The organism is Pantoea sp. E956-1 (genome assembly GCF_982223955.1).
Genome location: NZ_CEUYZP010000001.1, coordinates 1,035,300 through 1,060,312, shown reverse-complemented (window position 1 = coordinate 1,060,312; position 25,013 = coordinate 1,035,300). Strand labels below are relative to the sequence as shown.

Annotated in this window: 23 protein-coding genes and 1 pseudogene; 13 read left to right on the top strand and 11 right to left on the bottom strand. The window is 56.4% G+C overall.

The features are described from left to right. Positions 1–26: 26 nt before the first annotated feature. The 5 genes from AC0T7J_RS05205 to yeiP all read right to left on the bottom strand — a co-directional run bounded on the left by AC0T7J_RS05205 (position 27) and on the right by yeiP (position 5,267). On the bottom strand, positions 27–1,589 hold the full coding sequence (locus tag AC0T7J_RS05205; RefSeq protein ID WP_473792624.1) for a cyclic di-GMP phosphodiesterase: 1,563 nt from the start codon (positions 1,587–1,589) through the stop codon (positions 27–29). A gap of 222 nt (positions 1,590–1,811) precedes the next feature. Beyond that, positions 1,812–2,387 (bottom strand): bifunctional murein DD-endopeptidase/murein LD-carboxypeptidase, encoded by a 576-nt coding sequence (gene mepS / locus AC0T7J_RS05200; RefSeq protein ID WP_031593348.1) that lies wholly within the window; start codon positions 2,385–2,387, stop codon positions 1,812–1,814. 511 nt (positions 2,388–2,898) lie between these two features. Next, a complete protein-coding gene (locus tag AC0T7J_RS05195; RefSeq protein WP_473792622.1) occupies positions 2,899–3,606 on the bottom strand; it encodes a phosphatase PAP2 family protein in 708 nt (235 codons plus the stop codon). A gap of 43 nt (positions 3,607–3,649) precedes the next feature. After that, the gene (locus tag AC0T7J_RS05190) at positions 3,650–4,618 is read right to left on the bottom strand and encodes a CobW family GTP-binding protein (protein ID WP_473792620.1); all 969 of its coding nucleotides are present in this window, start codon (positions 4,616–4,618) and stop codon (positions 3,650–3,652) included. A 76-nt stretch (positions 4,619–4,694) separates the two neighbouring features. Further along, complete coding sequence (gene yeiP, locus AC0T7J_RS05185) at positions 4,695–5,267, bottom strand: elongation factor P-like protein YeiP (RefSeq protein WP_003854146.1); 573 nt, start codon at positions 5,265–5,267, stop codon at positions 4,695–4,697. A 344-nt stretch (positions 5,268–5,611) separates the two neighbouring features. Here yeiP and AC0T7J_RS05180 point away from each other — a divergent pair, with 344 nt between their 5' ends. Then, a complete protein-coding gene (locus AC0T7J_RS05180) occupies positions 5,612–5,866 on the top strand; it encodes a YkgJ family cysteine cluster protein (protein WP_031292689.1) in 255 nt (84 codons plus the stop codon). Positions 5,867–5,904: 38 nt separating this feature from the next. Here AC0T7J_RS05180 and AC0T7J_RS05175 read toward each other — a convergent pair. After that, positions 5,905–6,135 (bottom strand): annotated as a pseudogene (locus AC0T7J_RS05175) (PIN domain-containing protein); the annotation flags it as partial. A gap of 318 nt (positions 6,136–6,453) precedes the next feature. On the opposite strand from AC0T7J_RS05175, the gene fruB reads away from it, so the two are divergent. Genes fruB through fruA form a run of 3 tightly spaced genes read left to right on the top strand, consistent with a single transcriptional unit; the run spans position 6,454 to position 10,245 of the window. Then, a complete protein-coding gene (fruB, locus tag AC0T7J_RS05170; RefSeq protein WP_033758445.1) occupies positions 6,454–7,584 on the top strand; it encodes a fused PTS fructose transporter subunit IIA/HPr protein in 1,131 nt (376 codons plus the stop codon). Continuing rightward, on the top strand, positions 7,581–8,519 hold the full coding sequence (gene fruK, locus AC0T7J_RS05165) for a 1-phosphofructokinase (protein ID WP_090959394.1): 939 nt from the start codon (positions 7,581–7,583) through the stop codon (positions 8,517–8,519). The genes fruB and fruK overlap by 4 nt, the downstream gene beginning before the upstream one ends. A gap of 16 nt (positions 8,520–8,535) precedes the next feature. Beyond that, positions 8,536–10,245: a PTS fructose transporter subunit IIBC gene (gene fruA, locus AC0T7J_RS05160; protein WP_473792617.1), complete on the top strand. Its 1,710-nt coding sequence runs from the start codon at positions 8,536–8,538 to the stop codon at positions 10,243–10,245. A gap of 60 nt (positions 10,246–10,305) precedes the next feature. Here fruA and nfo read toward each other — a convergent pair whose 3' ends face one another. Together nfo and AC0T7J_RS05150 are read right to left on the bottom strand one after the other, a co-directional pair. Beyond that, positions 10,306–11,151, bottom strand: a complete 846-nt coding sequence (gene nfo, locus AC0T7J_RS05155; RefSeq protein ID WP_473792616.1) for a deoxyribonuclease IV — start codon at positions 11,149–11,151, stop codon at positions 10,306–10,308. Positions 11,152–11,202: 51 nt separating this feature from the next. Next, the gene (locus AC0T7J_RS05150; RefSeq protein WP_473792614.1) at positions 11,203–12,258 is read right to left on the bottom strand and encodes a YeiH family putative sulfate export transporter; all 1,056 of its coding nucleotides are present in this window, start codon (positions 12,256–12,258) and stop codon (positions 11,203–11,205) included. 106 nt (positions 12,259–12,364) lie between these two features. On the opposite strand from AC0T7J_RS05150, the gene AC0T7J_RS05145 reads away from it, so the two are divergent. From AC0T7J_RS05145 to AC0T7J_RS05125, 5 genes are all read left to right on the top strand, one after another. Continuing rightward, positions 12,365–12,739 carry a YkvA family protein gene (locus AC0T7J_RS05145; RefSeq protein WP_473792612.1) on the top strand — a complete coding sequence of 125 codons (375 nt, stop codon included), beginning with the start codon at positions 12,365–12,367 and terminating at the stop codon, positions 12,737–12,739. 9 nt (positions 12,740–12,748) lie between these two features. Further along, complete coding sequence (yieE, locus tag AC0T7J_RS05140) at positions 12,749–13,615, top strand: DNA-binding transcriptional regulator YeiE (protein ID WP_473792610.1); 867 nt, start codon at positions 12,749–12,751, stop codon at positions 13,613–13,615. Between the two features lie 117 nt (positions 13,616–13,732). Beyond that, entirely contained in the window at positions 13,733–15,199 is a 1,467-nt protein-coding gene (locus AC0T7J_RS05135) for an amino acid permease (RefSeq protein WP_473792608.1), read from the top strand. A gap of 207 nt (positions 15,200–15,406) precedes the next feature. Then, positions 15,407–16,483: a FecCD family ABC transporter permease gene (locus AC0T7J_RS05130; RefSeq protein ID WP_473792606.1), complete on the top strand. Its 1,077-nt coding sequence runs from the start codon at positions 15,407–15,409 to the stop codon at positions 16,481–16,483. After that, entirely contained in the window at positions 16,483–17,271 is a 789-nt protein-coding gene (locus AC0T7J_RS05125; protein ID WP_473793185.1) for an ABC transporter ATP-binding protein, read from the top strand. The genes AC0T7J_RS05130 and AC0T7J_RS05125 overlap by 1 nt, the downstream gene beginning before the upstream one ends. A 150-nt stretch (positions 17,272–17,421) precedes the next feature. On the opposite strand, the gene fghA is transcribed toward AC0T7J_RS05125, so the two are convergent. The 3 genes from fghA to ptrR form a co-directional block, all read right to left on the bottom strand. Beyond that, positions 17,422–18,264, bottom strand: a complete 843-nt coding sequence (fghA, locus tag AC0T7J_RS05120) for an S-formylglutathione hydrolase (protein ID WP_473792604.1) — start codon at positions 18,262–18,264, stop codon at positions 17,422–17,424. Between the two features lie 12 nt (positions 18,265–18,276). Further along, on the bottom strand, positions 18,277–19,401 hold the full coding sequence (locus tag AC0T7J_RS05115) for an S-(hydroxymethyl)glutathione dehydrogenase/class III alcohol dehydrogenase (RefSeq protein WP_010248270.1): 1,125 nt from the start codon (positions 19,399–19,401) through the stop codon (positions 18,277–18,279). A gap of 100 nt (positions 19,402–19,501) precedes the next feature. Further along, positions 19,502–20,413, bottom strand: a complete 912-nt coding sequence (gene ptrR, locus AC0T7J_RS05110; RefSeq protein WP_473792602.1) for a putrescine utilization regulator PtrR — start codon at positions 20,411–20,413, stop codon at positions 19,502–19,504. Between the two features lie 117 nt (positions 20,414–20,530). Here ptrR and AC0T7J_RS05105 point away from each other — a divergent pair, with 117 nt between their 5' ends. From AC0T7J_RS05105 to galS, 4 genes are all read left to right on the top strand, one after another. Beyond that, the gene (locus AC0T7J_RS05105; protein ID WP_473792601.1) at positions 20,531–21,658 is read left to right on the top strand and encodes a YbfB/YjiJ family MFS transporter; all 1,128 of its coding nucleotides are present in this window, start codon (positions 20,531–20,533) and stop codon (positions 21,656–21,658) included. A 125-nt stretch (positions 21,659–21,783) separates the two neighbouring features. After that, positions 21,784–22,449, top strand: coding sequence for a GTP cyclohydrolase I FolE (gene folE, locus AC0T7J_RS05100; RefSeq protein ID WP_473792599.1), 666 nt, complete (start codon positions 21,784–21,786; stop codon positions 22,447–22,449). Positions 22,450–22,499: 50 nt separating this feature from the next. Then, positions 22,500–23,660, top strand: coding sequence for a DUF418 domain-containing protein YeiB (gene yeiB / locus AC0T7J_RS05095; protein WP_473792597.1), 1,161 nt, complete (start codon positions 22,500–22,502; stop codon positions 23,658–23,660). A 147-nt stretch (positions 23,661–23,807) separates the two neighbouring features. Further along, on the top strand, positions 23,808–24,848 hold the full coding sequence (gene galS / locus AC0T7J_RS05090) for an HTH-type transcriptional regulator GalS (protein ID WP_473792595.1): 1,041 nt from the start codon (positions 23,808–23,810) through the stop codon (positions 24,846–24,848). Positions 24,849–25,013: the final 165 nt, after the last annotated feature.

Here is a 25,013-nt window from a genome sequence, read left to right as displayed (position 1 = left end):
GTCTGGCGCGATGAGGCCAGGTAGTGTCAGGCGTTATGACGCCGGAAATAGTCTATCAGCGTTTCCGGTCGCAGCGGACGGCTAAAGATGTAACCCTGCAGATGGGTCACACCGCGATTAATCAGCCAGGCAGCCTGCTCGCCGGTTTCTACCCCTTCGGCGACACTTTTCAGGTTCAGCTTCTTCGCCAGCTGCAGCACGGTATCGAGCACCGGCGAGGCCAGGCTATCCGTACCGATGCTCTGAACAAAGCCGCGATCGATTTTCAGATAATCAAAGTCATAACGTTCCAGATAGATCAGCGCGCTGTGACCGGTACCGAAATCATCAATGGCGATATGGATCTGCTGCTGATGCAGCCAGTCAAACAGTTCTCCGACATTTTCGTCGCACACCATGGCTCGCTCGGTGATCTCAAACACGTAAGTAAAATGGTCCGCAGGCATGGTATCAAGCCAGCGCAGCACATCCTGACGGAAACCGCTGTCAGCCAGATGCAGGGGCGAAATGTTGAGGCTGAGGCAGGCATGACGGGGAATGGTATGACACAGCAGATGGGCATCACGGGAAACCAGCTGAAACAGATGTCGGGTCAGGGGAATGATCAGGTTCTGCGACTCGGCATAGTGAATAAAAACATCGGGCGGGATCGGGCCTTTCGTCGGGTGGGTCCAGCGCAGTAACGCTTCCATCCCATACGGCTGACCATCATGGGAGGTGACCAGCGGCTGATATTCAACATGAAATTCACCGCGCTTCATGCCCCGAATCAGCTCTTTACCAGGGCGCTGATAAACCGACAACAGCAGCCAGCAAGTGCCTGAAACCAGCAGCGACAGTAGCAGGCCGCTCAGCAGGATATTCTGATAATCGCTGAACGCCAGCGTGGAACCGTACAACACAAACTGCAGCGGATAGCCTGTCAGCGCCTGCCGGTGCAGCGGCGTCGGCAGGTTTTTATTCTGCATGACGACGGACTGCCAGCTGGTTAAGGCACTGCGTTGTGCTACCAGTGCCATACCGGTAATTTCCGGATGCCCGGACGCCAGCAGCTGATAGGGTGCCAGGGTAATATTCAGCGTCGCGAAAACGCCTGATTGCAGGCTGCCGGGATTTTTGATCCACAACGCCAGCGCCGGTTTATTGGGCTGCAACGGCGTGCCCGGCATCAGCTGCAGATCGATATCACGTGAAATATCACTCAGGGGCGCAATCACATTGAGCGGCAGATTAAAACTGCCGGTGGCCGAGGAGCAAAAGGCATTACCGTCGTTAACCAGCAGGATGGCGCGAAGATTTCCGGCAAAGGCGGCGCGTGAGGTGAGTTCACGATTAATGATATTGCAGGGAGTGTGGGTAAACGGAAGCAGGGGACTGAGAGTACTGTTAATCAGACTGGAGAGCGTTTGCTGTAATGCCGTGCGGCTGTTCTCCAGCAGTTGCTGATGCTGTCGTTCGCGCGTCTGCCAGGTCTGGTGAAGCGAGAGTGCAGCAAATAACAGAAAGAATAAGCCGCCAGCCATCGCACTACTCCATGCGATACGGCGAGGATAGGTGGCATGGCGCCGTAGCGCCCCCGACAGTGGCATGAGGAGCTTCCCCTAATCAAATTATTATTATGGTATTGCACACGACGGCTTCGGTTTAAGCGACCGAGAATATAACGAGACGGCGGAAGATGTCTTGCTATTAATCTGAATCAGAATGCTTTTATTTTATATAACTGTTGATAAAAATGATTAAAGGCGAAAAAAAACGCTGCATAAGCAGCGTTTCATGTTCTCTGGCTGAGAGAATATCGAAAGTGGTTATCAGGTCGGGTTACGACTTAATACACGGCGCCCTTCACGGTAACGCTTTTTCCAGTAGTCATCATTCAGACTGGAGATCATCACGCCACTGCTGGTCGAGGCATGAACGAAGTTATCGTTGCCAAGATAAATACCAACGTGACGGCCAGTAGAGCCTGCACGGAACATCACCAGATCGCCAGGACGCAGTTTACTGCGGGTAATCTCTTTACCGGTGTCCTGCTGCTGCGAGGTAGAACGCGGTAATTCTAAGCCAAACTGATCGCGGAAGGTGCGTTGTACAAAGGCGGAACAATCGATCCCGCGTTTGGTATCGCCACCGAGGCGATAGCGCACACCTTTCCAGACGGCGTATTGTTCCATGATGCGCGACTTAACGTCGACATTACGCACCATTTCTTCAAACTCATCCTGAGACGCCTGAAGTAAAAAACCATTGTGGTTGTTAACTTCATGATTCTCGTTATTCGCGTTTTGACTGCTATGGGTACTGCTACAAGCTGAGAGGAGTGCTGCCAGCGCCACTGCGGGCACGATCCGCAAGATATATCTCAGTATTGGTTGAGACTTGACCATTATTCGGGTTTTCCTTCGATTTCCTTACGACAAGATTGTCGCCAGCCAGATGACAAAACAGGGAGATTAATAAGCGAAACAGACTAAGACAAATCCTTAATTACTAAAATGTGTTAATGGACACATTTTAACGGTAAAAAATCCGAATTTCTTGCCGCTGTTGCCTCACTGCGACTGAGGTTAACTGATTAGAGACGCCGTGGCGAGTGCTTTTAATCAATTTCATATAGGTTTTTTTGATGTGAATCAAACCGTAACACACTGACTACTTTAGCTACAATTGTGGTCAAATGATGGTGAGAACAGGCCATGAAAGGGGTTCTAATTCAGGGCATAGCTTCTGTTTTTAGAGTTTTCTTTATTGACAGAGAACGTTGGTGGCTATTTAACCTGCCAGCAGAGCCATAACCTTTTCTTTTCGCAAATTTAATTAGCAGGCTAATAGTGGTGGGGCGTTTTTTATAAGCGCGGGCGGTTAAGATCAGGGCGATTAACCGACCGCACTTAACATTTACGTCACGGGCTTATATTTACCCGGCAATTTGCGATAAAACCAGTTAACCAGCACGTCACTGGCCGGTGTTAATAACCACCAGCTCAGACCGACTAATACCACCGACAATGAACCGACGGTAATATCGGTAAACCAGTGCGCACCGGCCATGATGCGTGGCAGTGAAAATATAACTACAATAGCCATGGCAATTAAAAAGCGGCTGAAACCAAAATAACGCCAGATAAAGCAGGCGAAAATGATCAGCATCATCCCGTGGTCGCCGGGGAAGCTATCTTTCGAGGCATCTTTTGCGGGAATACCGGTCAATTCACTGACGCGATGCACATTTTCGAAGAACAGGGTCGGACTGGAGTGTTTAACCGGCAACAAATGGCCCAGTTGATTGAGAATGACCGCAGTAAGCAGCATGGTAATGCCGATTGCCAGCATCCGACGCTGTGCCTGTGGCGTTTCGCGCCGCCAGATCGACAGGTAAAGCAGACCCATTGCCAGCAATGACACCGCATCAAAACCACGGTAATTCGTGATAGCGACGATCAGCGCGAACAGCGGATGGCTCACCATCTGGCTATTGAAGCCAAAGAAAATAGATTTATCGACGCCAAACCAGAAGCCATGTTCCGGCGGCAGATACCATGACAGAAATAGCACCACGCCCAGTGCATTAAGCAGCAGGATAGTAATAAGGCGAGTCACGCGCATAGTTAAACTCATTCTAAAAAAATAACCGCCGACAATACCTCTGTTAGCGTAAACGGCACTTCAACAATGCCGATTGTAGTCGATTCCAGTCAGCCTGTTGAGAATGAATGAGCTCAATGCGGCTATCGGGTGGCGGTGAGGGGCGTGTTTCACTCTGCAGCTCTTTTGCCTGGCGATTAATACGCAGGGTGCCTTCTGTCGAGCGCATCACCCCTTTAACCCGATCTACCGGTGCCTGCCGTACCCATTCCAGCAGCGCGCCGCTGTCGAACAGCGTATCACCATCAAAAAGCCAGCCGCAGGCACTGTAACCCTGGCCGTGGTTCAGTGCCCGGCGCCAGCGCGCCTCGCCGTCCAGTCGCAATGCCGCCAGACCGCTGGTGGGGCCCGACGAATGATGATGATGTGGCACGGGAAGCTCGCGGGGTTGCCAGGGCGTATCGAGCAGGGAAAGGGGGATCTGACCAAATTCTGTCTCAATCAGAGGACGCGGAGGCTGCATCTGCTGCTGCCAGTCAGCCAGGCGCTGACGATCCGCCTGATCCCAGCAATCGCGCTTATTAGCGATAATAAGGTCGGCGGCAGTCAGCTGATCGCGGAAGTTTTCATTGGTAACGATACGAGGATCGGCCAGTTGACGCGCATCCAGCAGCGTCAGGGTCGCATTCAGTTGCAGCCACGATTGATAGACGGGCGCCCTCAACATCTGCAACACCTCACGAGGGTGGCCCAGGCCGGTTGGCTCGATCAGCAGACGATCGGGCTTATTCTTCAGCAGCATATTGAGCCCGACCTGCATCGGCAGGCCATTAACGCAGCACAGGCAGCCGCCGGGGATCTCTTTCACCGTGGCACCGCGATCGGTCAGGAGGGCACCGTCGATCCCGATCTCGCCAAATTCATTGACCAGCACCGCCCACTTTTCCCCGGAGGGTCTGGCTGCCAGCAGATGGCAGAGCAGGGTAGTTTTGCCGCTACCCAAAAAACCGGTAATCAGATTAACGCGCGTCATGGGACAGACTCCTGCCAGGTAATAGCGTGACAATGTAATAATATAACATTATCACGGTCGGCATCAGGCTGCTGATTTAGTCTGCACGACCCATATAGCGTCGTTCAGCGATATGGATGCGGATGCGATCACCGTTGCTGAGGTATTCCGGTACCTGAATCGAGAGGCCTGTACTCATCCCGGCGGGTTTGGTGCGGGCGCTGGCAGAAGCTCCTTTAATGCCTGGCGAAGTATCCACGATCTCCATATCCACGGTTTGTGGCAGTTCCAGCGCCAGCACCTGACCTTCCATCGTCAGCACGTGAATGCCAGGGATGCCGCCTTCGGGGATAAACAGCAGCTCTTCTTCAATCTGCTCCTGTTTAAAGGAGTAGGGGGTGTAATCCTCATCATCCATGAAGATATATTCGTCACCATCTATATAAGAGAAGGTCACGCTGCGACGACTGAGCGAAATCGCATCAATAATTTCGTCGCCTTTAAAGCGCTCTTCGACTTTTAAACCGGTGCGGACATCGGTAAAGCGCATTTTATACAGAGTGGCGGCACCGCGTGCGCTGGGGCTCTGGACATCAATATCTTTAACCAGCAGCAGTTTACCGTTGTGTGTGACGGCCATCCCTTTTTTGATTTCATTGGCTTTTGGCATTGCTGTTCTCGCTATCTTGAGAGTGAAGTGCGCGCAACGTTACTCGCGCCGGTGAAAACAGGCAATATGGCGGATGCGAAATTTTGTGTCAGGCCGCGGCTTTCATGGCAATTGCCGCCCCGGGCTGCTATCGTCGCCGCGACTTTCTCTGCCGGAGCACAGCAGGCAATGCCGTAGCCAATGCGGTGCCTGTTGCACAGCACCCTCTGTCTCCTCACCGATTCCTGGCCTGTCCGACGGTGAAGAGTTAAAAGCAGAAAGTTAAGAGGTAAGCCCTGTGGTGTCTATCCCTCTGAGGTTCTGTTACTGTCTGCTGGATTGTGAAGGTTGTGTGAGAGGTGTTAATGCAGTGTCGTATTGATTGTGGTGCCTGTTGCATCGCGCCCTCAATCTCCAGCCCCATCCCCGGAATGCCGCAGGGTAAACCTGCGAATGTCCGATGCATTCAGTTATCGGATGAAAATTTGTGCATGATTTTCGGTTCAGATTTAAGGCCGAAAGTCTGCGGAAGTCTGCAACCTTCCGTTGATATGTGTCTTACAGACCGTACCTCAGCCATGACCTACCTGATTGAGCTTGAAGCCAGCACACGTGCCTGAGAACCCTCCACCGCTTAAATTCAATCCAGCGTCAGCGGTTAGCGGACCCACTCTTCCAGCTGCAATCCGGTCACCCGTTCAAACTCGCGTGTGTTATTGGTCACCAGAATAGCCCTGGCCGCAATGGCATGCCCGGCAATCGCGGTGTCATTGGAACCCATGGGCGTTCCGGCAGCAGCCAGCGCCGCTTTGATTTCAGTGGTTGCATCTGCCGCTGCGCGAGCCTATGAAAGCACAGCATCGGGACGTGCGCAGAATGCATCCACCAATGGCAACCGTATCTGCTGTAACCCGAAGCGGATACCGCGCCCTGAGGCGCTGACGCTGCTGAAGTTTTTCGGTCCACTCATTCTCACTTTACAGCAGCAGCGTCAGCCTGTTCGTCCGTTAATCCGCTAAACCTGCCCGAAATGTGCGTAACGTCAAAAATCTGCTACGCCGTTTGCGCATTTTCTTGCCTGGTGAAAGCGGCTGTACCACAATCCCTGAAACGTTTCAGCGGTGACTGCGCCACCTGTTTTCCACAGCATGGCGTAAAAACTTTCCCACTGGCTGAAACGATTCAATCTCAGCAAGCGAGGAGAATTATGTTCCAGCTCGAATTGCAGGCCATCCATACCGGAGCCAGCGCCCAGAATAAAGAAGAGGCCATTCGTCAGGTTGCTGCCGCGTTAACCGCGGCGGGCAATGTGACTGAAGGGTACGTCAACGGGATGCTGGCGCGCGAACAGCAGACCTCAACCTTTCTTGGCAACGGCATCGCAATCCCTCATGGCACCACCGATACCCGCGATCTGGTGCTGAAAACCGGCGTTCAGGTATTCCAGTTTCCGCAGGGCATCGCCTGGGGTGACGATCAGACCGCCTATGTCGCCATCGGGATTGCCGCTAAGTCAGATGAACATCTGGCACTGCTACGTCAGCTGACCCATGTGCTGAGCGATGACACCATTGCAGAACAGCTAAAAACCGCCTCTGCTGAAGATCTTCGTGCGTTGCTGATGGGCGAGAAACAAGCCGCTGAATTCAGCTTCGACACCTCATTAATCACACTCAACGTGGCTGCCAGCGATCTGATCACCCTCCAGGCGATGAACGCCGGTCGGCTGCAGTCCGCTGGTGTGGTGGATGCCAGCTACGTCGCAGACGTGGTTTCAACGACTCCACTGAATCTGGGTCAGGGCATCTGGCTCAGCGACAGCAGCCTCGGCAACCTGCGCAGCGGCGTGGCTATCAGCCGCGCTGAACATGCCTTCGACCATCAGGGTGAATCGGCTGCGATGTTAATCAGCGTTTCGGCGACCGATGAACGTCCGCTGGAAGTGCTGGGTTACCTCAGCGCCTTGTTGCAGCAGGGCAAAGCGGATCGTCTGCTGAAAGCGGATGCTGCAGGCGTTTACGCACTGCTCACCAGCGAAGTCGATGAGCAGGCTGATGTGCTGACTGCTGAATTTACCATTCGCAACGAACATGGCCTGCATGCCCGTCCGGGCACGGCGCTGGTCAGCGTGATCAAGCAGTTTAACAGCGACATCACCGTGACCAATCTCGACGGCAGCGGTAAACCCGCTAATGGCCGCAGCCTGATGAAAGTGGTTGCGCTGGGCGTGAAGAAAGGCCATCGCCTGCGCTTCACCGCCAGCGGTGAAGATGCACAGCAGGCGCTGAACGCGATTGAAGAAGCGATCACCAGTGGTCTGGGTGAGGGGGCATCATGAGCAGACGCGTCGCCACCATTACGCTGAACCCGGCGTATGACCTGGTGGGATATACCCCTGAAATTGAACGTGGCGAAGTCAACCTGGTGAAAACCACCGGGCTGCATGCTGCGGGCAAGGGCATCAACGTCGCTAAGGTCCTGAAAGATCTGGGTATCGATGTCACCGTCGGTGGTTTCCTGGGTAAAGAGAATCAGGACGGCTTCCAGCAGCTGTTCAGCGAGCTGGGCATTGCCAACCGTTTCCAGGTCGTGCCAGGCCGTACCCGTATCAACGTCAAACTGACTGAACAGACCGGTGATGTCACCGATCTGAACTTCTCTGGTTTTCAGGTAACCGCGCAGGACTGGGATCGTTTTACGACCGATTCTCTGACCTGGCTGGGCCAGTTCGATATGGTCTGCGTGAGCGGTAGCCTGCCAGAAGGCGTTGACCATGATGCCTTTACCCGCTGGATGACCGAGCTGCGCACCCACTGCCCATGCATCATCTTTGACAGCAGCCGCGAGGCGCTGGTGGCAGGACTGAAAGCCGCGCCGTGGCTGGTTAAACCAAACCGCCGTGAACTGGAAATCTGGGCCGGTCGCAAACTGCCCACTCTGCAGGATGTGATTGGTGCTGCGCACGAACTGCGTGAGCAGGGCATCGCCCATGTGGTGATTTCGCTGGGCGCAGAAGGCGCTCTGTGGGTCAACGCCTCTGGCGAATGGATCGCTAAACCGCCGGTGTGTGAAGTGGTCAGCACCGTGGGTGCAGGCGACTCAATGGTTGGCGGCCTGATTTATGGGCTGCTGATGCGTGAATCCAGCGAACACACGCTGCGTCTTGCGACTGCCGTGGCGGCGATGGCCGTCAGCCAGAGCAATGTTGGCGTTTCCGATCGTACTCAGTTGGCCGCAATGATGGCGCGCGTCGACTTACAACCCGTTAACTGACAGCAGGAGAGCGATAATGAAAACGCTGCTGATAAAAGACCCTACACTGGGCCTGGCTTCCGCATATATGGCGCAACAACGTCTGGCGGCTGCTGCCGCTGCTGCGGGCCTGACGCTGACTGATAATCCTGCCGACGCTGAACTGGTGATTGTGCTGGGTAAAAACGTGCCGGACGATGCGGCGCTTAATGGCAAAGCGGTCTGGCTGGGCGATACCCAGCTGGCAGTTCGTGAGCCGGAAACCTTCCTGAACCGTGCGAAAGCAGAAGCGAAAACCTGGCAGGCTCCGGCTGCGGTAGCAACACCTGCAGGCGCACCTGCTGCACCGGCTCAGGCTGGCGCGCAGAAACGCGTCGTCGCGGTGACCGCCTGTCCGACCGGCGTGGCGCATACCTTCATGGCTGCCGAGGCGATTCAGGCTGAAGCGACCCGTCGCGGCTGGTGGGTGAAAGTTGAAACCCGTGGTTCAGTGGGTGCCGGTAACGCGATCACCCCGGAAGAAGTGGCTGCCGCCGATCTGGTGATCGTCGCAGCTGATATCGAAGTCGATCTGGCGAAATTTGCCGGTAAGCCGATGTACCGTACCTCAACCGGTCTGGCGCTGAAGAAAACTGCGCAGGAGCTGGATAAAGCAGTCGCAGAAGCGAAGCCGTACAAAGCGGCGGCTGGCGGACAGAGCAACAGCAGTGAAGAAGAGAAGAAAGGCGGAGCAGGGGCTTACCGTCACCTGCTGACCGGTGTTTCTTACATGCTGCCGATGGTGGTCGCGGGTGGTCTGAGCATCGCGCTGTCGTTTGCTTTTGGTATCACGGCGTTTAAAGAGCAGGGCACGCTGGCTGCGGCGCTGATGCAAATTGGTGGTGGCAGCGCCTTTGCCCTGATGGTGCCGGTGCTGGCGGGCTTTATCGCCTTCTCCATCGCTGACCGTCCGGGTCTGACGCCGGGTCTGATTGGCGGTATGATCGCTACCAGCATCAACGCAGGTTTCTTAGGCGGTATTATCGCGGGCTTTATTGCCGGTTATGCGGCGAAGCTGATCAGCGGCAAAGTAAAACTGCCGCAGAGTATGGAAGCGCTGAAACCGATACTGATTATCCCGCTGTTCGCCAGTCTGATCACTGGTCTGCTGATGATCTACGTAGTGGGTAAACCGGTTGCTGGCATCATGAACGGCCTGACGCACTGGCTGGCCAATATGGGTACGGCGAATGCGGTCCTGCTGGGCGCGATTCTGGGCGGCATGATGTGTACCGATATGGGCGGCCCGGTAAACAAAGTGGCTTACGCGTTTGGCGTCGGCTTACTGAGTTCGCAGACCTATGCGCCAATGGCAGCCATCATGGCAGCCGGTATGGTGCCACCGCTGGCGATGGGTCTGGCAACACTGGTTGCCCGTCGTAAATTTAATAAAGGTCAGCAGGAAGGCGGTAAAGCGGCACTGGTTCTGGGTCTCTGCTTTATCTCTGAAGGCGCAATCCCGTTCGCTGCCCGTGACCCGATGCGCGTCCTGCCTTGCTGTATCGTTGGCGGTGCAACCACCGGCGCGATCTCCATGGCGGTTGGCGCAAAACTGATGGCACCGCACGGTGGACTGTTTGTGCTGCTGATCCCTGGCGCAATTACCCCGGTTGTCGGCTATCTGATGGCGATCATCATCGGCACCGCGATTGCGGGTCTGAGCTATGCGGTACTGAAACGTCCGGAAGAGCAGCTGGCGAAAGCCTGATGTGCAGAAGTGCATAATCTGCTGAAGTGAAAATAACAGGGAGCCAGCTGGCTCCCTTTTCTATCCCTGCTGTTCGGCTTTCAGCCAGGCAATCTCATCTTTCCAGATATCGGGATTAATGGTTTCCAGAATCAACGGGATGCCATCGAACCGCGGATCTTTCATCAGCCAGCTAAACGCTGTTTTGCCGATATTGCCTTCACCCAGGCTGTGATGACGGTCGACGCGACTGTCAAACGCACTTTTAGCATCGTTAAGGTGCATGCCGCGCAGATAGTTAAAGCCGACAATGCGCTCAAACTCAGCAAAGGTCGCTTCGCAATCCGCTTCGGTACGCAGATCATAGCCGCCGGCAAAGGCATGGCAGGTATCAATACAGACGCCGACGCGCGACTTATCTTCGACATGCTCAATAATGGTGGCGAGATGCTCAAAGCGGAAACCCAGATTACTGCCCTGACCGGCGGTATTCTCAATAACGGCGGTGACGTTCTGGCTCTGGTCGAGGGCGATGTTGATCGACTCCGCAATCCGCTTCAGACAGGCCTCCTCATCAATCTGATGCAGATGGCTGCCCGGATGGAAGTTCAGCAAAGTCAGGCCGAGCTGGTCAGCACGTCGCAGTTCATCAATAAAAGCTGCGCGGGATTTCTCCAGCGCCTCTTCAACCGGATGGCCCAGGTTAATCAGGAAACTGTCGTGCGGCAGGATTTGCTGCGGACTGAATTTGTACGTCTCGCAGGCGGCGCGAAAAGCATCAATCACCTCAGTGGAGAGCGGAGCGGCCTTCCACTGACGTTGATTTTTAGTAAAGAGGGCAAAGGCGGTGGCTTCTATTTCATGGGCGCGGATCACTGCCTGATCCACGCCACCTGCCGCACTCACGTGTGCGCCGATATATTTCATGCCTTTCTCCTGGGGCTATGCTCGGATGAGACGGCATGATACCCGATGCCGCTAGCCCATGAAATGTTGCACCAGCAGATTGATTGCACCGCCGCCCGCGATTAACCAGCCAAATACCAGCGCACCCAGCAGCAGCGGTTTAACGCCCGCGTCACGCAACGCCCCAAAACGGGTGGTCAATCCCAGCGCCGCCATCGCCATCGCCAGCAGCAGACCCGCCACTTGATTCAGCGTGGTTACGACCGCGCCAGGCAGCAGTTGCAGCGAGTTAAACAGCGCGACGGCAATAAACAGCAGGGCAAACCACGGAAACGTCACCGCCTGACGCGCGTTGTTCCCTTGAGGTTTACCGCGTATCACGGCACTCAGGCAGAGCAGAAAGGGGGCCAGCATCATTACCCGCAGCATTTTGGCAATCACCGCGCTGTTCTCAGCTTCCGGGCTGATACTGTGTCCGGCGGCCACCACCTGCGCCACTTCATGGATGGTTGAGCCGGTGAAAACCCCGAACTGCGCCGCACTCAGCCCCGGGAACAGCTCATGTGCCAGCGGCCACAGCAGCGGATAGATAAAGATCGCCAGCGTGCCGAACAGCACCACGGTCGCGATAGCCACCGCGACTTTTGACGGCGCGGCTTTCACCACCGGCTCGGTCGCCAGTACAGCCGCCGCACCGCAGATACTGCTGCCCGCGCCAATCAGCCAGACGGTGTCGCGATCCAGCTTCAGCAGCCGCATGCCCAGCAGGCAGGTTATCAGGAAGGTGCTGGTCAGGGTCAGCGCATCAATCAGGATGCCGCTGAAACCGACGTCAGCGATTTGTTGTAAAGTGATGCGAAAGCCAAACAGGATGATCCCCAGCCGCAGCAGCTTCTGTTTAGCCAGCAGTACGCCGTTGTCGCAGCGTGACGCCAGCGGCGAATAGATACTGTTGCCGACCAGGATGCCCAGCATAATCGCAAGGGTCAGTGAACCCAGCCCCAGGGCGGCAATCACCGGTTGCTGCGCCAGCCAGCTGGCTGCCCCGGCAATCACGGCGGTCAGCAGCAGACCCGGGATCCAGAGCGGAACGGGATGATGCGATTTAGCGATGCTCAGTTCAGTCATGATGGTCACTCCTCCTGGTTGAGACCCGATCATGGCGTCTGCTGGCATAAAAGTGAAATTGATAATATATTTATAATTAACCAGAATAAACGATAAGGCAGCAATCATGATAGTTTCGCGTCTGCGCCGCTGGGCGACGCTGATCAAAAGAGATGTGTTTGTGCTGTGGTTCGCCTTCCGCGATCCCCGCACACCCTGGTGGAATAAGCTGGGGATGCTGGGGCTGGTTGCCTATGGCATCAGCCCGATCGATCTCATTCCGGATGTGATCCCGTTTGTCGGTCTGCTGGATGACGCGGTGATTATCCCGACGGGCGTCATGGTGCTGCTGCGTTTACTGCCGCGAGAGGTGCGCATCAGCAGCAGCGAGCGGGCGCAGTCTCAACGTTCGCGCGGCAAAAAGATTGCAGGCTGGCTGGTGGCGATAGGGCTGATCTGGCTGGCGTTAATCATTTACCTGGTCAGGCATTCACTGAGTTAAGAGGCGACGATGCACATTACGCTGCGGCAAATCGAAGTATTTACCGAAGTACTTAAGAGCGGTTCAACGACTCAGGCTTCGCAACTGCTGGCGCTGTCGCAGTCGGCGGTGAGTGCAGCGCTGTCCGATCTGGAGAGTCAGATCGGCGTGCAACTGTTTGACCGGGTCGGTAAACGACTGGTGCTGAATGAGCATGGCCGGCTGCTCTATCCGCGTGCGGTGGGGCTGCTGGAGCAGGCGGGCGAGATCGAGCAGCTGTTTAAAGAGGATAACGGTGCGATCCGCATCTTCGCCAGCAGCACTATCGGTAACTATTTGTTGCCAGGCATGATGGCCGCTTATCGTCGCGATTTTCCCCGCCTGCCGCTGGAGTTGAGTGTCGGCAACAGTCAGGATGTGATTCAGGCGGTTTCCGATTTCCGCGTTGATGTCGGATTGATTGAAGGGCCATGTCATATGACCGAGCTGGTCAGTGAACCCTGGCTGGATGATGAGCTGGTGGTGTTTGCCGCGCCAGACGCGGCGATTCTGCAACAGCCGGTGACGCTGCAAACCCTGGCTGACGCCCCGTGGATCCTGCGCGAACGCGGCTCCGGCACCCGTGAAATTGTCGATTATCTGCTGCTGTCGCATCTGCCGAGTTTTCAGCTGGGCATGGAACTGGGCAATTCCGAGGCGATTAAACATGCGGTGCGGCACGGCATGGGCATCAGCTGTCTTTCGCGCCGGGTGATTGCCGATCTGCTGGAGGCGGGCACGCTGGTTGAACTGACGATTCCGCTGCCGCGTCTTATCCGCACGCTCTATCGCATCCACCACCGGCAGAAGCATATTTCCAAAGCACTGACGCGGTTTTTTTCCTATTGTCGCGAGTAATTACTAATAATTCCGGCGCGATCATGAAGTTAACTAATAACAGGTTGGCATTCGCTATACAGAGGCGATCTGGCTGCTACAATCGCGCCTCATTTTTACCCAGCGTAGCGTTAACACATGCATAATGACTCAAATACAACACAACAACCTGCATTACGACGTGCGTTAAAAGCCCGTCACCTGACGATGATCGCCATCGGCGGCTCCATTGGTACCGGCCTGTTTGTCGCCTCTGGTGCCACCATCGCTCAGGCTGGCCCCGGCGGAGCACTGCTCTCCTATATCCTCATCGGCCTGATGGTCTACTTCCTGATGACCAGCCTCGGCGAACTGGCTGCGTTCATGCCGGTATCGGGTTCCTTCGCCACTTACGGCGCAAAATATGTCGAAGAGGGCTTTGGTTTCGCACTCGGCTGGAACTACTGGTACAACTGGGCGGTGACCATCGCGGTTGACCTGGTAGCGTCCCAGCTGGTGATGAACTACTGGTTCCCCGACACGCCTGGCTGGATCTGGAGCGCGCTGTTCCTGGGGCTGATGTTCCTGCTCAACTACATTTCGGTCAAAGGCTTTGGCGAGGCGGAATACTGGTTCTCGCTGATTAAAGTGGCCACCGTGATTATCTTTATCATCATTGGCGTGCTGATGATCACCGGCATTATGCGCGGTGCTGAGCATGCGGGCTGGCAGAACTGGCAGGTGGGCGACGCGCCGTTTGCGGGCGGCTTTGCGGCCATGATTGGGGTGGCGATGATTGTGGGATTCTCCTTCCAGGGCACCGAGCTGATCGGTATCGCGGCGGGCGAATCTGAAGATCCGGCGAAAAATATTCCGCGCGCTGTGCGGCAGATTTTCTGGCGTATCCTGCTGTTCTATGTGTTCGCTATCCTGATTATCAGCCTGATCCTGCCATATACCGATCCGCAGTTGCTGCACAATGATATCGACGATATCAGCGTCAGTCCGTTTACGCTGGTGTTCCAGAACGCCGGTCTGCTCTCTGCCGCCGCCGTCATGAATGCGGTGATCCTGACGGCTGTGCTGTCAGCGGGTAACTCCGGGATGTATGCGTCAACGCGTATGCTTTATAACCTGGCCAGCGAAGGTAAAGCGCCACGGATTTTCGCGAAGCTCTCTAAAGGCGGCGTTCCACGTAATGCCCTTTGGGCCACCACCGTGGTGGCTGGGCTGTGCTTCCTGACCTCAAAATTTGGTAATCAGGAAGTCTATCTGTGGCTGCTGAATACCTCAGGCATGACCGGGTTTATCGCCTGGCTGGGTATTGCCATCAGTCACTATCGCTTCCGTCGGGGCTATGTCGCCCAGAGACGTGACCTGAACGATCTGCCTTACCGTTCCGGCTTCTTCCCGCTGGGTCCGATTTTCGCTTTTGTGCTCTGCCTGATCATCACGCTGGGTCAGAACTACCAGGCATTCCTCAACGACAGCATCGACTGGTACGGCGTGGCGGCAACCTACATCGGCATTCCGCTGTTCCTGATTATCTGGTTCGGCTACAAGCTGACGCGCGGCAGCCGTTTTGTGAAGTACAGCGAGATGGAGTTTCCGGTTCACAAAGATTAGCCCTGCGTCATCGCCCGCACAAAACCCGCCAGAGATGGCGGGTTTTGCGTCTTTGCGAAAGGCGCAGGCTCCTGTGCCATTCTCCCGCCTGCAACACCGTTTCTTACTGTTTTTTCACGTCTCGCTTATGTTCACGAATTGATAATTATTATCACCTGCACTATTGTGGCTGCGTTTTCTGACGTGATAGCCACACAGGGTTCAAACATGACTACCGAAACTTCGCTGCTGGCGGGGGAAGAGACGCTTCACCACACCATGCAGAACTATCATCAGGTGTTGCGCCGCCGCTTAATCTGGATTGGCGTGCTGCTGCTGGCGATACTCGCCTCACTGATCCTCGACTTCACGCTGGGTCCGGCGGGACTCTCACTTGGAACGCTGTGGAATACGCTGCTCAGCCCCGAGAGCGTTGATGCCGGCACGCGCGTCATTGTCTGGGACATTCGTCTGCCCTATGCGCTGATGGCGCTGGTGGTCGGGCTGTCGCTGGGTCTGGCGGGCGCAGAAATGCAGACCATCCTGAATAACCCGCTGGCCAGTCCGTTTACCCTCGGTGTCTCATCGGCGGCGGCGTTTGGTGCCGCGCTGGCCATCATCCTCGGCGTGGGTATTCCCGGCATTCCCGATCAGTGGTTAATTTCTGCCAACGCCTTTGTCTTTGCCCTGTTTGCCGCGCTGATGCTGGATGCCGTAACCCGCTGGACTCAGGTCTCTTCGGCGGGCGTGGTGCTGTTCGGTATCGCGCTGGTCTTCACCTTTAACGCTCTGGTATCCATGATGCAGTTCATCGCCAGCGAAGATACCCTGCAGGGCCTGGTGTTCTGGACCATGGGCAGCCTGGCGCGTGCCTCCTGGGAGAAGCTGGGCGTGCTGACCGTGGCGCTGGCCATTCTGGTGCCGTTTTCAATGATGAGCAGCTGGAAACTGACGGCGCTGCGTCTGGGCGAAGACCGCGCGGTGAGCTTTGGCATAGACGTGCGTCGTCTGCGTCTGACGACCTTACTGCGCATCAGTATTCTCTCGGCGCTGGCTGTGGCTTTTGTCGGCCCGATCGGCTTCATCGGCCTGGTCGCACCTCATATCGCCCGCATGATGTTTGGTGAAGATCACCGTTTCTATCTGCCTGCCAGTGCGCTGGTCGGCGCGCTGGTGCTGTCGCTGGCGTCGGTCGCCTCGAAAAATCTGCTCCCCGGTGTGATCATCCCGGTTGGCATTGTCACCTCACTGATTGGCGTGCCGTTCTTCCTGAGTATTATTCTGCGTCATCGGGGGACGATATGATGGAACAGGGTCTGACCTTACGCGGCTTCAGTGCCGGTTACCCAAAACAAAAAGTGATTGAAAATCTCAACGTGGCGCCGTTGCCGCGCGGTGAAATCACTGTGCTGCTGGGGCCGAATGGCTGTGGTAAATCGACGCTGCTGCGGGCACTGGCCGGGCTGAACAAAGGCCGGGGCGAGATGTGGCTCAACGGTGAAGATCTCATGACCCAGCCGTTTGCCCGGCGTGCGAAAAATGTGGTTTATCTGCCACAGTCGCTGCCTGCGGGCGTGCATCTGCATGTGCTGGAGTCGATCATCGTGGCGCAGCGTGCCTCCGGTGGCCTGCACAGCGCCAGCAGCGAAGCGGAAATCATGCATCTGCTGGAGCAACTGGGCATTGCCCATCTGGCGATGCGTTACCTCGATCAGCTCTCCGGTGGACAGAAGCAGCTGGTCGGGCTGGCGCAGTCACTGATCCGTCGCCCGGCACTGCTGCTGCTGGATGAACCGCTGAGCGCGCTCGACCTGAATTACCAGTTCCACGTCATGGATCTGGTACGACGCGAAACCGCCCAGCGTAACATTGTGACGGTAGTGGTGGTGCATGACATCAACATCGCGCTGCGTCATGCTCAACATGCTCTGATGCTGAAGCAGGGCACTCTGGTGGCAGAAGGGCAGCCGGATAAGGTGATTACGCCCGCCACCCTGGCAAAGGTGTATGGCGTCGATGGCCGTATCGAACACTGCTCGCGCGGTATTCCGCAGGTGATGATCGACGGGCTGACTGGCCCGGCGCTGGTCTGATATTAAGTATCATTCCGGCGGGGCGCTGCGCATCACTGTTCTGGGACAGGGGTTTTACAGGGCAGGCTGGCAGAACGCTGGCTTTGTGACCACGTTCTTGCCAGCACAGCATGCATAAAAGTTCAGGGCCGCGATTGCGGCCCTGATGGTTTACGCCAGCAGATGCTGCGCATGGAAGCGCAGGTGATCTTCCACAAAGCTGGCTATAAAGAAGTAACTATGGTCATAACCCGGCTGAATGCGCAGCGTCAGCGGGAAGCCCACCTCATTCGCGACGTCTTCTAACCGCTCAGGTTGCAGCTGATCGGCCAGGAACTGGTCGCTGTCGCCCTGATCGATCAGCATCGGCAGCCGATGCGACACCTCCGCCATCAGCTGGCAGCTGTCATATTCCCGCCATGCCGCACGATCATCGCCCAGATAGGCCTTAAACGCTTTCTGGCCCCAGGGTACCTGCATCGGATTCACAATTGGTGCAAAGGCGGAAGCCGAGGCAAAGCGGTTACCCAGACGCAGCGCCAGCATCAGCGCGCCGTGTCCGCCCATGGAGTGACCCATAATCGACTGACGTTCACTGACCTTGAAGTTATCCGCAATCAGGGCGGGTAACTCACTGCTCAGATAATCGAACATACGGAAATGGCTGGCCCAGGGCTGTTGAGTGGCATTGAGATAAAAGCCCGCGCCCTGACCCAGATCGTATCCCTCATCATTCGCAACGCCTTCGCCGCGCGGGCTGGTGTCCGGCATAATCAGCACCAGACCCAGTTCCGCCGCAACCCGTTGTGCGCCGGCTTTGGTAGTGAAGTTCTCATCGTTGCAGGTCAGCCCGGCCAGAAACCAGACCACCGGCGGCGGCGCATCACCGTGCGGGGTGGGCAGATAGATGCTGAAGGTCATCGGGCAGTTCAGCAGCAAAGACTGATGACGCCAGCGCTGCTGCCAGCCGCCAAAAATACGGTGTTCTTCCAGTAGCTCCAGAGTGGATGCCATAACGCCTCCTGATTACTTGTTAAAATGCACGACCGAGCGAATCGATTTTCCTTCGTGCATCAAATCAAAGGCGTCGTTGATCTCTTCCAGCGGCATGGTATGGGTGATGAAGTCGTTCAGCGCAAATTTACCGTCGAGGTAATCCTGCACAATACCCGGCAGCTGTGAACGGCCTTTGACGCCGCCAAACGCGGAACCGCGCCAGACGCGACCGGTAACCAGCTGGAACGGACGGGTGGAGATCTCTTCACCGGCACCGGCGACGCCGATAATCACGGACTCGCCCCAGCCTTTGTGGCAGCACTCGAGCGCGGAACGCATCACGTTGACGTTACCAATGCATTCAAACGAGAAATCCACGCCGCCGTCGGTCAGCTCGACAATCACATCCTGAATCGGCTTGTCGTAATCTTTCGGGTTAATCAGATCGGTGGCACCCAGTTTGCGTGCCAGATCGAATTTGCTGGTGTTGAGATCGATAGCAATGATGCGGCCCGCCTTCGCCATTTTCGCGCCGATGACCGCAGAAAGGCCAATGCCGCCGAGACCGAAGATCGCCACGGTGTCGCCTTCTTTCACTTTGGCGGTGTTCATCACCGCGCCCATGCCAGTGGTGACGCCACAGCCCAGCAGACACACTTCTTCCAGCGGCGCTTCTTTACTGATTTTCGCCAGCGAGATCTCCGGGATTACCGTGTACTCCGAGAAGGTCGAGGTGCCCATATAGTGGAAAATCGGTTTGCCATCTTTAAAGAAGCGGGTGGTGCCATCCGGCATCAAACCTTTGCCCTGGGTGGTGCGGATCGCCTGGCAGAGGTTGGTTTTGCCCGAAAGACAATATTTACATTTGCCACACTCCGGCGTGTAGAGCGGAATCACGTGGTCACCCACTTCAACGCTGGTCACGCCTTCGCCTACGGCTTCGACGATGCCGCCGCCTTCATGGCCAAGAATCGCCGGGAAAACGCCTTCCGGGTCGGTGCCGGACAGGGTGTAGGCGTCGGTATGACAAACGCCGGTCGCGACGATACGTACCAGCACTTCACCTTTCTGCGGTGGCATTAAATCGACTTCTTCGATTTTCAGCGGTTCGCCAGCAGCCCAGGCAACAGCGGCACGGGTTTTGATCATATTCATGCAATCCCTCTTCCAGTCAGATTGTGACGCGCAGTGGCGCCGGGTGGTCGTGATGATTCAGAACCTGGTGGGTCAGGCTCTTAAACATAGCGGGGAACGTTTATTCCGCCGCCTGTAACGGGTAAATCAGCTCATCGTTGAGCGGACGATCGTCAAATTGTTCAATAATCAGGTATTTCAGTGCTTCAACATTCGGGGTAAAGGCGTCGCGTCGCCACATCAGCCAGGTGGCGGTGTCGCGATAAGCCGCGGGTAAGGTATGCGCCTGCACCCGTGACCGATCCGCCATCTGCTTCAGCACCGAGGCCGGGATCATCGCCACGCCTGCACCGCCGGCCACGCAGGCCAGCATGGCGTGATAAGACTGAATCTCCATCACATTATCGGGCGCGGTCTGGCTGTCGCGATACCAGCTCTCCAGCTTCACCCGGTAAGAGCAACTGTTGCGAAAGGCAAACAGCGTATCGTCCTGCACGTCGCGCGCGGTGCTGATAGGCGCGTGATCCAGCCCGGTGATCAGAATCATCTCTTCGCGAAAGGCGATGCAGCCATTCAGATCGTCATGGGACACCGGGCCATCCACCAGTGCGGCGGCCAGGGTGCCTTCGCGGACCCGATCGATGATTTCGCCCGAGGTGCCAGTAATCAGCGACAGCGCCACTTTAGGAAAGCGCTGGTGATAGGCGGCGAGCAGGCCGGGCAGGCGGGTCGCTGCGGTACTCTCCATGGAGCCCAGCGCAAAGTTGCCCGCCGGTTCGCCGGTGCGGGTCATGCTCATCGCTTCTTCACTTAATGCCAGAATACGCTGCGCATAATTCAGAAAATTATGGCCCATCGGCGACAGGCGAATGCGCTGCTTCTCACGAATAAACAGATCCACACCCAATTCTTCTTCCAGCTGACGCAGCCGCGTGGTGAGATTAGAGGGGACGCGATGCAGTTGTTCTGCTGCGCGCGCCAGAGAACCCGTTTCGGCGACGGAACAGAACATACGCAGCTGAACTAAATCCATATCTTCTCTTTCCGTAAACAAGTTGGTTAATATTATTCACTTTCTGTGAGTTTAATCATCCTGCATGCTGTTAGCAAGTCAGAAGAGATCTCAGGGCAGAACAACAGGAGTTCAGCAATGGCGTTACGCGTCGCGCTCAGCGCGTTTTTAACCTTATTTGTCGCGATGGGCATTGGCCGGTTTGCCTTTACGCCGCAGGTGCCACTGATGATTCAGGCACACCAACTGACACTCACCAGTGCCAGCCTGGTCGCGGCGCTCAACTATCTTGGCTATCTGTGTGGCTCATTTGATGCCATGCGCGCGCACCGGCGGGTTGAGCTGCGATTGCAGGCGGGCGTATGGGGCCCGGTGATCCTGACCCTGCTCTCAGCATTGGCCAGCGGACCGTGGCTGCACGGCGCAATCCGCTTTCTGATTGGCTGGGCCAGCGGCTGGGCGATGGTACTGGTGGCGGCCTGGAGCAATGAACAACTGCATCGCCATGGCCGGGCAGGCCTGTCAGCGGCTGTTTTCGCCGGGCCAGGCTGCGGCATTTTTGTCAGCGGTCTGCTGGGCGTGGCGCTGCACACATTGCAGGTATCAGCCGGTCTGGCCTGGGCCGCTTACGGTACGCTGGCGCTACTGCTGATTGCGCTGATTACCCGTAATCTGCCGCGACGGGGCGAACTGCACCGCCCGGATCAGGCACCCGAGCCGCTGGTGCTGGATCGCAACCTTAAACGTCTGGTGCTGAGTTACAGTCTGGCGGGCTTTGGTTATATTCTGCCCGCCACCTTTCTGTCGCAGATGGCCGCGACGCGGTTTCCTGATGGCATCTTTGCGCAGTTTGTCTGGCCGATTTTTGGCGGTGCGGCGATGATCGGCATCCTGCTGGGGATCCTCACGCGTCGCTGGGGGCACAGCCACGTCCGCCTGGCGCTGGTGCTGTGGGCGCAGGCCCTGGGCGTATTTGCCGCTGCGCTGCTGCCAGGCTTTAGCGGCCTGCTGGCCGGTGCGTTGCTGGTGGGGGGCGGTTTCCTCAGCGTGGTGCAGTTGTCGCTGCTCTGCGCCCGTGAACTGGCACCCAATCATCTGCGCTACATGGCGGGTCTGCTGACCACCGGTTATGCTATCGGGCAACTGGTCGGCCCGCTGCTCTCTTTTCTCTCCACCGCCCTGTTACATCGGCTGGAGCCTGCCCTGTGGGTTGCCGGAGTTAGCCTGGTCTGGGCCGGCCTGCTGGTGTGGCGGCGAACCAGGTGAAAAGCTTTCATCACCAATCTGATTGATTGCTGGATTCCCCGCAAAGAAAGTTTCACAATACGCGCCTGATTACAGGGCCCGCAGGCAAAAGCTTGTGGGCGCAACACCAGCCGGAGAAGAGTACGATGAGCACCTTAAGTCAGGAAGCTGCCCTGGTTCACGAAGCGCTGCTGGCGCGTGGACTGGAAACGCCGTTACGTGCACCGACGCGCGATATAGATGACAACACGCGTAAAAGTCTGATTGCCGTGCACATGACCGAGATTATGCAGCTGCTGAATCTGGATCTTGAAGATGACAGCCTGATGGAAACGCCGCATCGCATCGCCAAAATGTATGTGGATGAAGTTTTTTCCGGTCTCGACTACGCCAACTTCCCGAAAATCACCGTCATTGAGAACAAAATGAAGGTTGATGAGATGGTGACCGTGCGTGACATCACCCTGACCAGCACCTGTGAACATCACTTTGTGATCATCGATGGCAAAGCCACTGTCGCCTATATTCCCAAAGAAAAAGTGATTGGCCTGTCGAAAATCAACCGTATCGTGCAGTTCTTTGCCCAGCGCCCGCAGGTGCAGGAGCGTCTGACGCAGCAGGTTCTGGTTGCACTGCAGACGCTGCTGGGCACCAACAATGTGGCTGTTTCTATTGATGCGGTGCATTACTGTGTCAAAGCGCGTGGCGTAAAAGATGCCACCAGCGCCACCACGACGACCTCTCTGGGTGGCCTGTTCAAGTCCAGCCAGAATACCCGCCAGGAATTTTTGCGCGCGGTGCGCCATAGTTGAGTCTACGGCGGGCGCATAATGTTGCCCGCTTCATCAATGCAGGGTGCCGCATGCAACGCTATCACGCGCTGGATTTCATTCGTGGATGTGCCATTCTCGGCATTCTGCTGCTCAATATTGTCGGCTTTGGCCTGCCTTCTGCCGCCTACCTCAATCCGGCCTGGCAGGGCAGCGTCAGCCTCTCCGATGTCTGGACATGGGCGCTCTCTGACGGCTTTGCTCAACTCAAATTCCTCACCCTGTTTGCACTGCTGTTTGGCGCAGGTCTGCAAATGCAGCTGCCGCGGGGCAGCCGCTGGCTGACTGCCCGGCTCTCACTGCTGGTGCTGATCGGTTTTCTGCACGGCGTCTTTCTCTGGGAGGGCGATATCCTGCTGGATTACGGCATCATCGGGCTGGTGGTCTGGCGGGTGGTGCGCGATGTCCCTTCTACCCGCAGCCTGATGAATACCGGCATTCTGCTCTATCTGGTGGGCTGCGGTGTACTGCTGGTGTTTGGGTCGATCTCCGAGCCTGAACCGACCCGATCCTGGCTGCCAGGTGCTGCCGATCTGCAATATGAACAGTACTGGAAACTGACTGGCGGCTGGGAAGCAATACAGAACCGGCTGGACCATCTCTCGTCAGGGCTGATGGCGCTGGCAGCGCAGTATGGCTGGCAGCTGGCGGGCCTGATGATGATCGGTGCCGCACTGCTGCGCAGCGGCTGGCTGACCGGGGAATTTCCTCTCCGCCACTACCGTCAGGCGGCGGCGCTGTTGCTGACGATGGGATTCTCCCTTGCGGTGGCCGGTGTAGCAGCGCAATGGCTGTTACATTGGGAATTCCGCTGGACCGCTTTTTATCTGCAAGCCCCGCGCGATCTCGCCAGCCCGCTGATTAGCCTGGGCTATGCCGCGCTCTGCCTGGCCTACTGGCCGCAGATAGCGCGCTGGCGTATCAGCTATGCTATCCAGTGCGTGGGACGCATGGCGCTGACCAACTATTTGCTGCAATCGCTGATCTGCACCACGCTGTTCTATCGCTTCGGCTTCTATATGCATTTTACCCGGCTGGAACTGGTGCTGATGGTGCCTGCTGTCTGGCTCATCAATATCCTGTTTTCACTCATCTGGTTACATTTCTTCGCACAGGGTCCGCTGGAGTGGCTGTGGCGGCGACTCACGCTGATCTCAGCCGGTAAATCGCGCATCACTGACAACGCCAGATAATGACCGCCATCACAAAGGTTACAGAATTGTATGTAACCGTTTTCATTGATGTGACGCAATTCACGCTGTACGCCTCCTGCCCCTGACAAAATAGCGCCGGTGTTCAACCCGGCGTGATGCCTTATTTTTCCTTTGTGGAACTGCTGCATGATAACAATTCGTGATGTTGCCCGTCAGGCTGGCGTGTCGGTGGCGACCGTGTCGCGCGTCCTCAATCAGAGCAGCGCCGTCACCTCTGACACCCGCGACGCCGTGTTACAGGCGGTGGACGCGCTGGGCTATCGCCCCAACGCCAATGCGCAGGCGCTGGCGACGCAGGTCAGTGACACCATTGGCGTGGTGGTGATGGATGTTTCGGATCCCTTCTTCGGTGCACTGGTTAAAGCGGTAGATACCGTGGCGCAGCGCGTGCACAAACATGTATTAATCAGCAACTCCTGGCATCAGGAAGAGAAAGAGCGTCATGCCATTGAAGTGCTGATTCGTCAGCGTTGCAGCGCCCTGGTAGTGCACGCGAAAACGCTGCCTGACGCTGAGCTGGCGGATTTTATGCGGCATGTTCCGGGCATGGTGGTGATTAACCGCATCGTACCCGGGTTTGAACACCGCAGTGTCAGTCTGGATAACGTCACGGGTGCATTAATGGCCTCAAGAACCCTGTTACAACAGGGACATAGCCGCATTGGCTATCTCTGTTCCAGTCATCCGATTGAGGATGTCGCGCAGCGCCGTGAAGGGTGGATACAGGCGATGGCAGAGCAGGGCATACGGCCGCAGGAGAGCTGGATAGCCAGCGCAGAGCCCGATATGCAGGGCGGTGAAGCGGCGATGGTGGAACTGCTGGGGCGCAATCTCAACCTCAGTGCGGTGTTTGCCTATAACGACGGCATGGCGGCGGGCGCACTTACTGCGCTGAAAGACAACGGCATTCAGGTGCCACAGCATTTTTCTGTCATTGGCTTTGATGATATCCCCATCTCCCGTTACACCGATCCACAGTTAACCACAGTACGCTATCCCATTGTATCAATGGCAAAAATCGCCACTGAACTGGCTCTGCAGGGCGCAGCCGGACTGCTGGATGACACGGCAACGCACATCTTTATGCCCACGCTGGTGCGGCGTCATTCGGTGGCGCAGCGGCAAAATGTGGAGTCCGTCACTAATTCAGGTGATTCAGGCATGTAACCGTTTTCAATCTGTGATTACATTCACAGTTAATTAACATTGCTCTCACTATGATGGCAGCGTCTTACCGGACTGAAACATTATGTAACGCCAGTGTAACGGCATCAGTTGTGGTCTCAGTAGCCGGTTAAAGGGTTTATACCCTCTTCATGGAAGCATTCAGGC

Excerpts from the sequence above, each read along its gene's own strand:
- AC0T7J_RS05205 (WP_473792624.1), bottom strand. The coding sequence starts at position 1,589 with ATGCCACTGTCGGGGGCGCTACGGCGCCATGCCACCTATCCTCGCCGT.
- mepS (WP_031593348.1), bottom strand. The coding sequence starts at position 2,387 with ATGGTCAAGTCTCAACCAATACTGAGATATATCTTGCGGATCGTGCCC.
- AC0T7J_RS05195 (WP_473792622.1), bottom strand. The coding sequence starts at position 3,606 with ATGCGCGTGACTCGCCTTATTACTATCCTGCTGCTTAATGCACTGGGC.
- AC0T7J_RS05190 (WP_473792620.1), bottom strand. The coding sequence starts at position 4,618 with ATGACGCGCGTTAATCTGATTACCGGTTTTTTGGGTAGCGGCAAAACT.
- yeiP (WP_003854146.1), bottom strand. The coding sequence starts at position 5,267 with ATGCCAAAAGCCAATGAAATCAAAAAAGGGATGGCCGTCACACACAAC.
- AC0T7J_RS05180 (WP_031292689.1), top strand. The coding sequence starts at position 5,612 with ATGCAGTGTCGTATTGATTGTGGTGCCTGTTGCATCGCGCCCTCAATC.
- fruB (WP_033758445.1), top strand. The coding sequence starts at position 6,454 with ATGTTCCAGCTCGAATTGCAGGCCATCCATACCGGAGCCAGCGCCCAG.
- fruK (WP_090959394.1), top strand. The coding sequence starts at position 7,581 with ATGAGCAGACGCGTCGCCACCATTACGCTGAACCCGGCGTATGACCTG.
- fruA (WP_473792617.1), top strand. The coding sequence starts at position 8,536 with ATGAAAACGCTGCTGATAAAAGACCCTACACTGGGCCTGGCTTCCGCA.
- nfo (WP_473792616.1), bottom strand. The coding sequence starts at position 11,151 with ATGAAATATATCGGCGCACACGTGAGTGCGGCAGGTGGCGTGGATCAG.
- AC0T7J_RS05150 (WP_473792614.1), bottom strand. The coding sequence starts at position 12,258 with ATGACTGAACTGAGCATCGCTAAATCGCATCATCCCGTTCCGCTCTGG.
- AC0T7J_RS05145 (WP_473792612.1), top strand. The coding sequence starts at position 12,365 with ATGATAGTTTCGCGTCTGCGCCGCTGGGCGACGCTGATCAAAAGAGAT.
- yieE (WP_473792610.1), top strand. The coding sequence starts at position 12,749 with ATGCACATTACGCTGCGGCAAATCGAAGTATTTACCGAAGTACTTAAG.
- AC0T7J_RS05135 (WP_473792608.1), top strand. The coding sequence starts at position 13,733 with ATGCATAATGACTCAAATACAACACAACAACCTGCATTACGACGTGCG.
- AC0T7J_RS05130 (WP_473792606.1), top strand. The coding sequence starts at position 15,407 with ATGACTACCGAAACTTCGCTGCTGGCGGGGGAAGAGACGCTTCACCAC.
- AC0T7J_RS05125 (WP_473793185.1), top strand. The coding sequence starts at position 16,483 with ATGGAACAGGGTCTGACCTTACGCGGCTTCAGTGCCGGTTACCCAAAA.
- fghA (WP_473792604.1), bottom strand. The coding sequence starts at position 18,264 with ATGGCATCCACTCTGGAGCTACTGGAAGAACACCGTATTTTTGGCGGC.
- AC0T7J_RS05115 (WP_010248270.1), bottom strand. The coding sequence starts at position 19,401 with ATGAATATGATCAAAACCCGTGCCGCTGTTGCCTGGGCTGCTGGCGAA.
- ptrR (WP_473792602.1), bottom strand. The coding sequence starts at position 20,413 with ATGGATTTAGTTCAGCTGCGTATGTTCTGTTCCGTCGCCGAAACGGGT.
- AC0T7J_RS05105 (WP_473792601.1), top strand. The coding sequence starts at position 20,531 with ATGGCGTTACGCGTCGCGCTCAGCGCGTTTTTAACCTTATTTGTCGCG.
- folE (WP_473792599.1), top strand. The coding sequence starts at position 21,784 with ATGAGCACCTTAAGTCAGGAAGCTGCCCTGGTTCACGAAGCGCTGCTG.
- yeiB (WP_473792597.1), top strand. The coding sequence starts at position 22,500 with ATGCAACGCTATCACGCGCTGGATTTCATTCGTGGATGTGCCATTCTC.
- galS (WP_473792595.1), top strand. The coding sequence starts at position 23,808 with ATGATAACAATTCGTGATGTTGCCCGTCAGGCTGGCGTGTCGGTGGCG.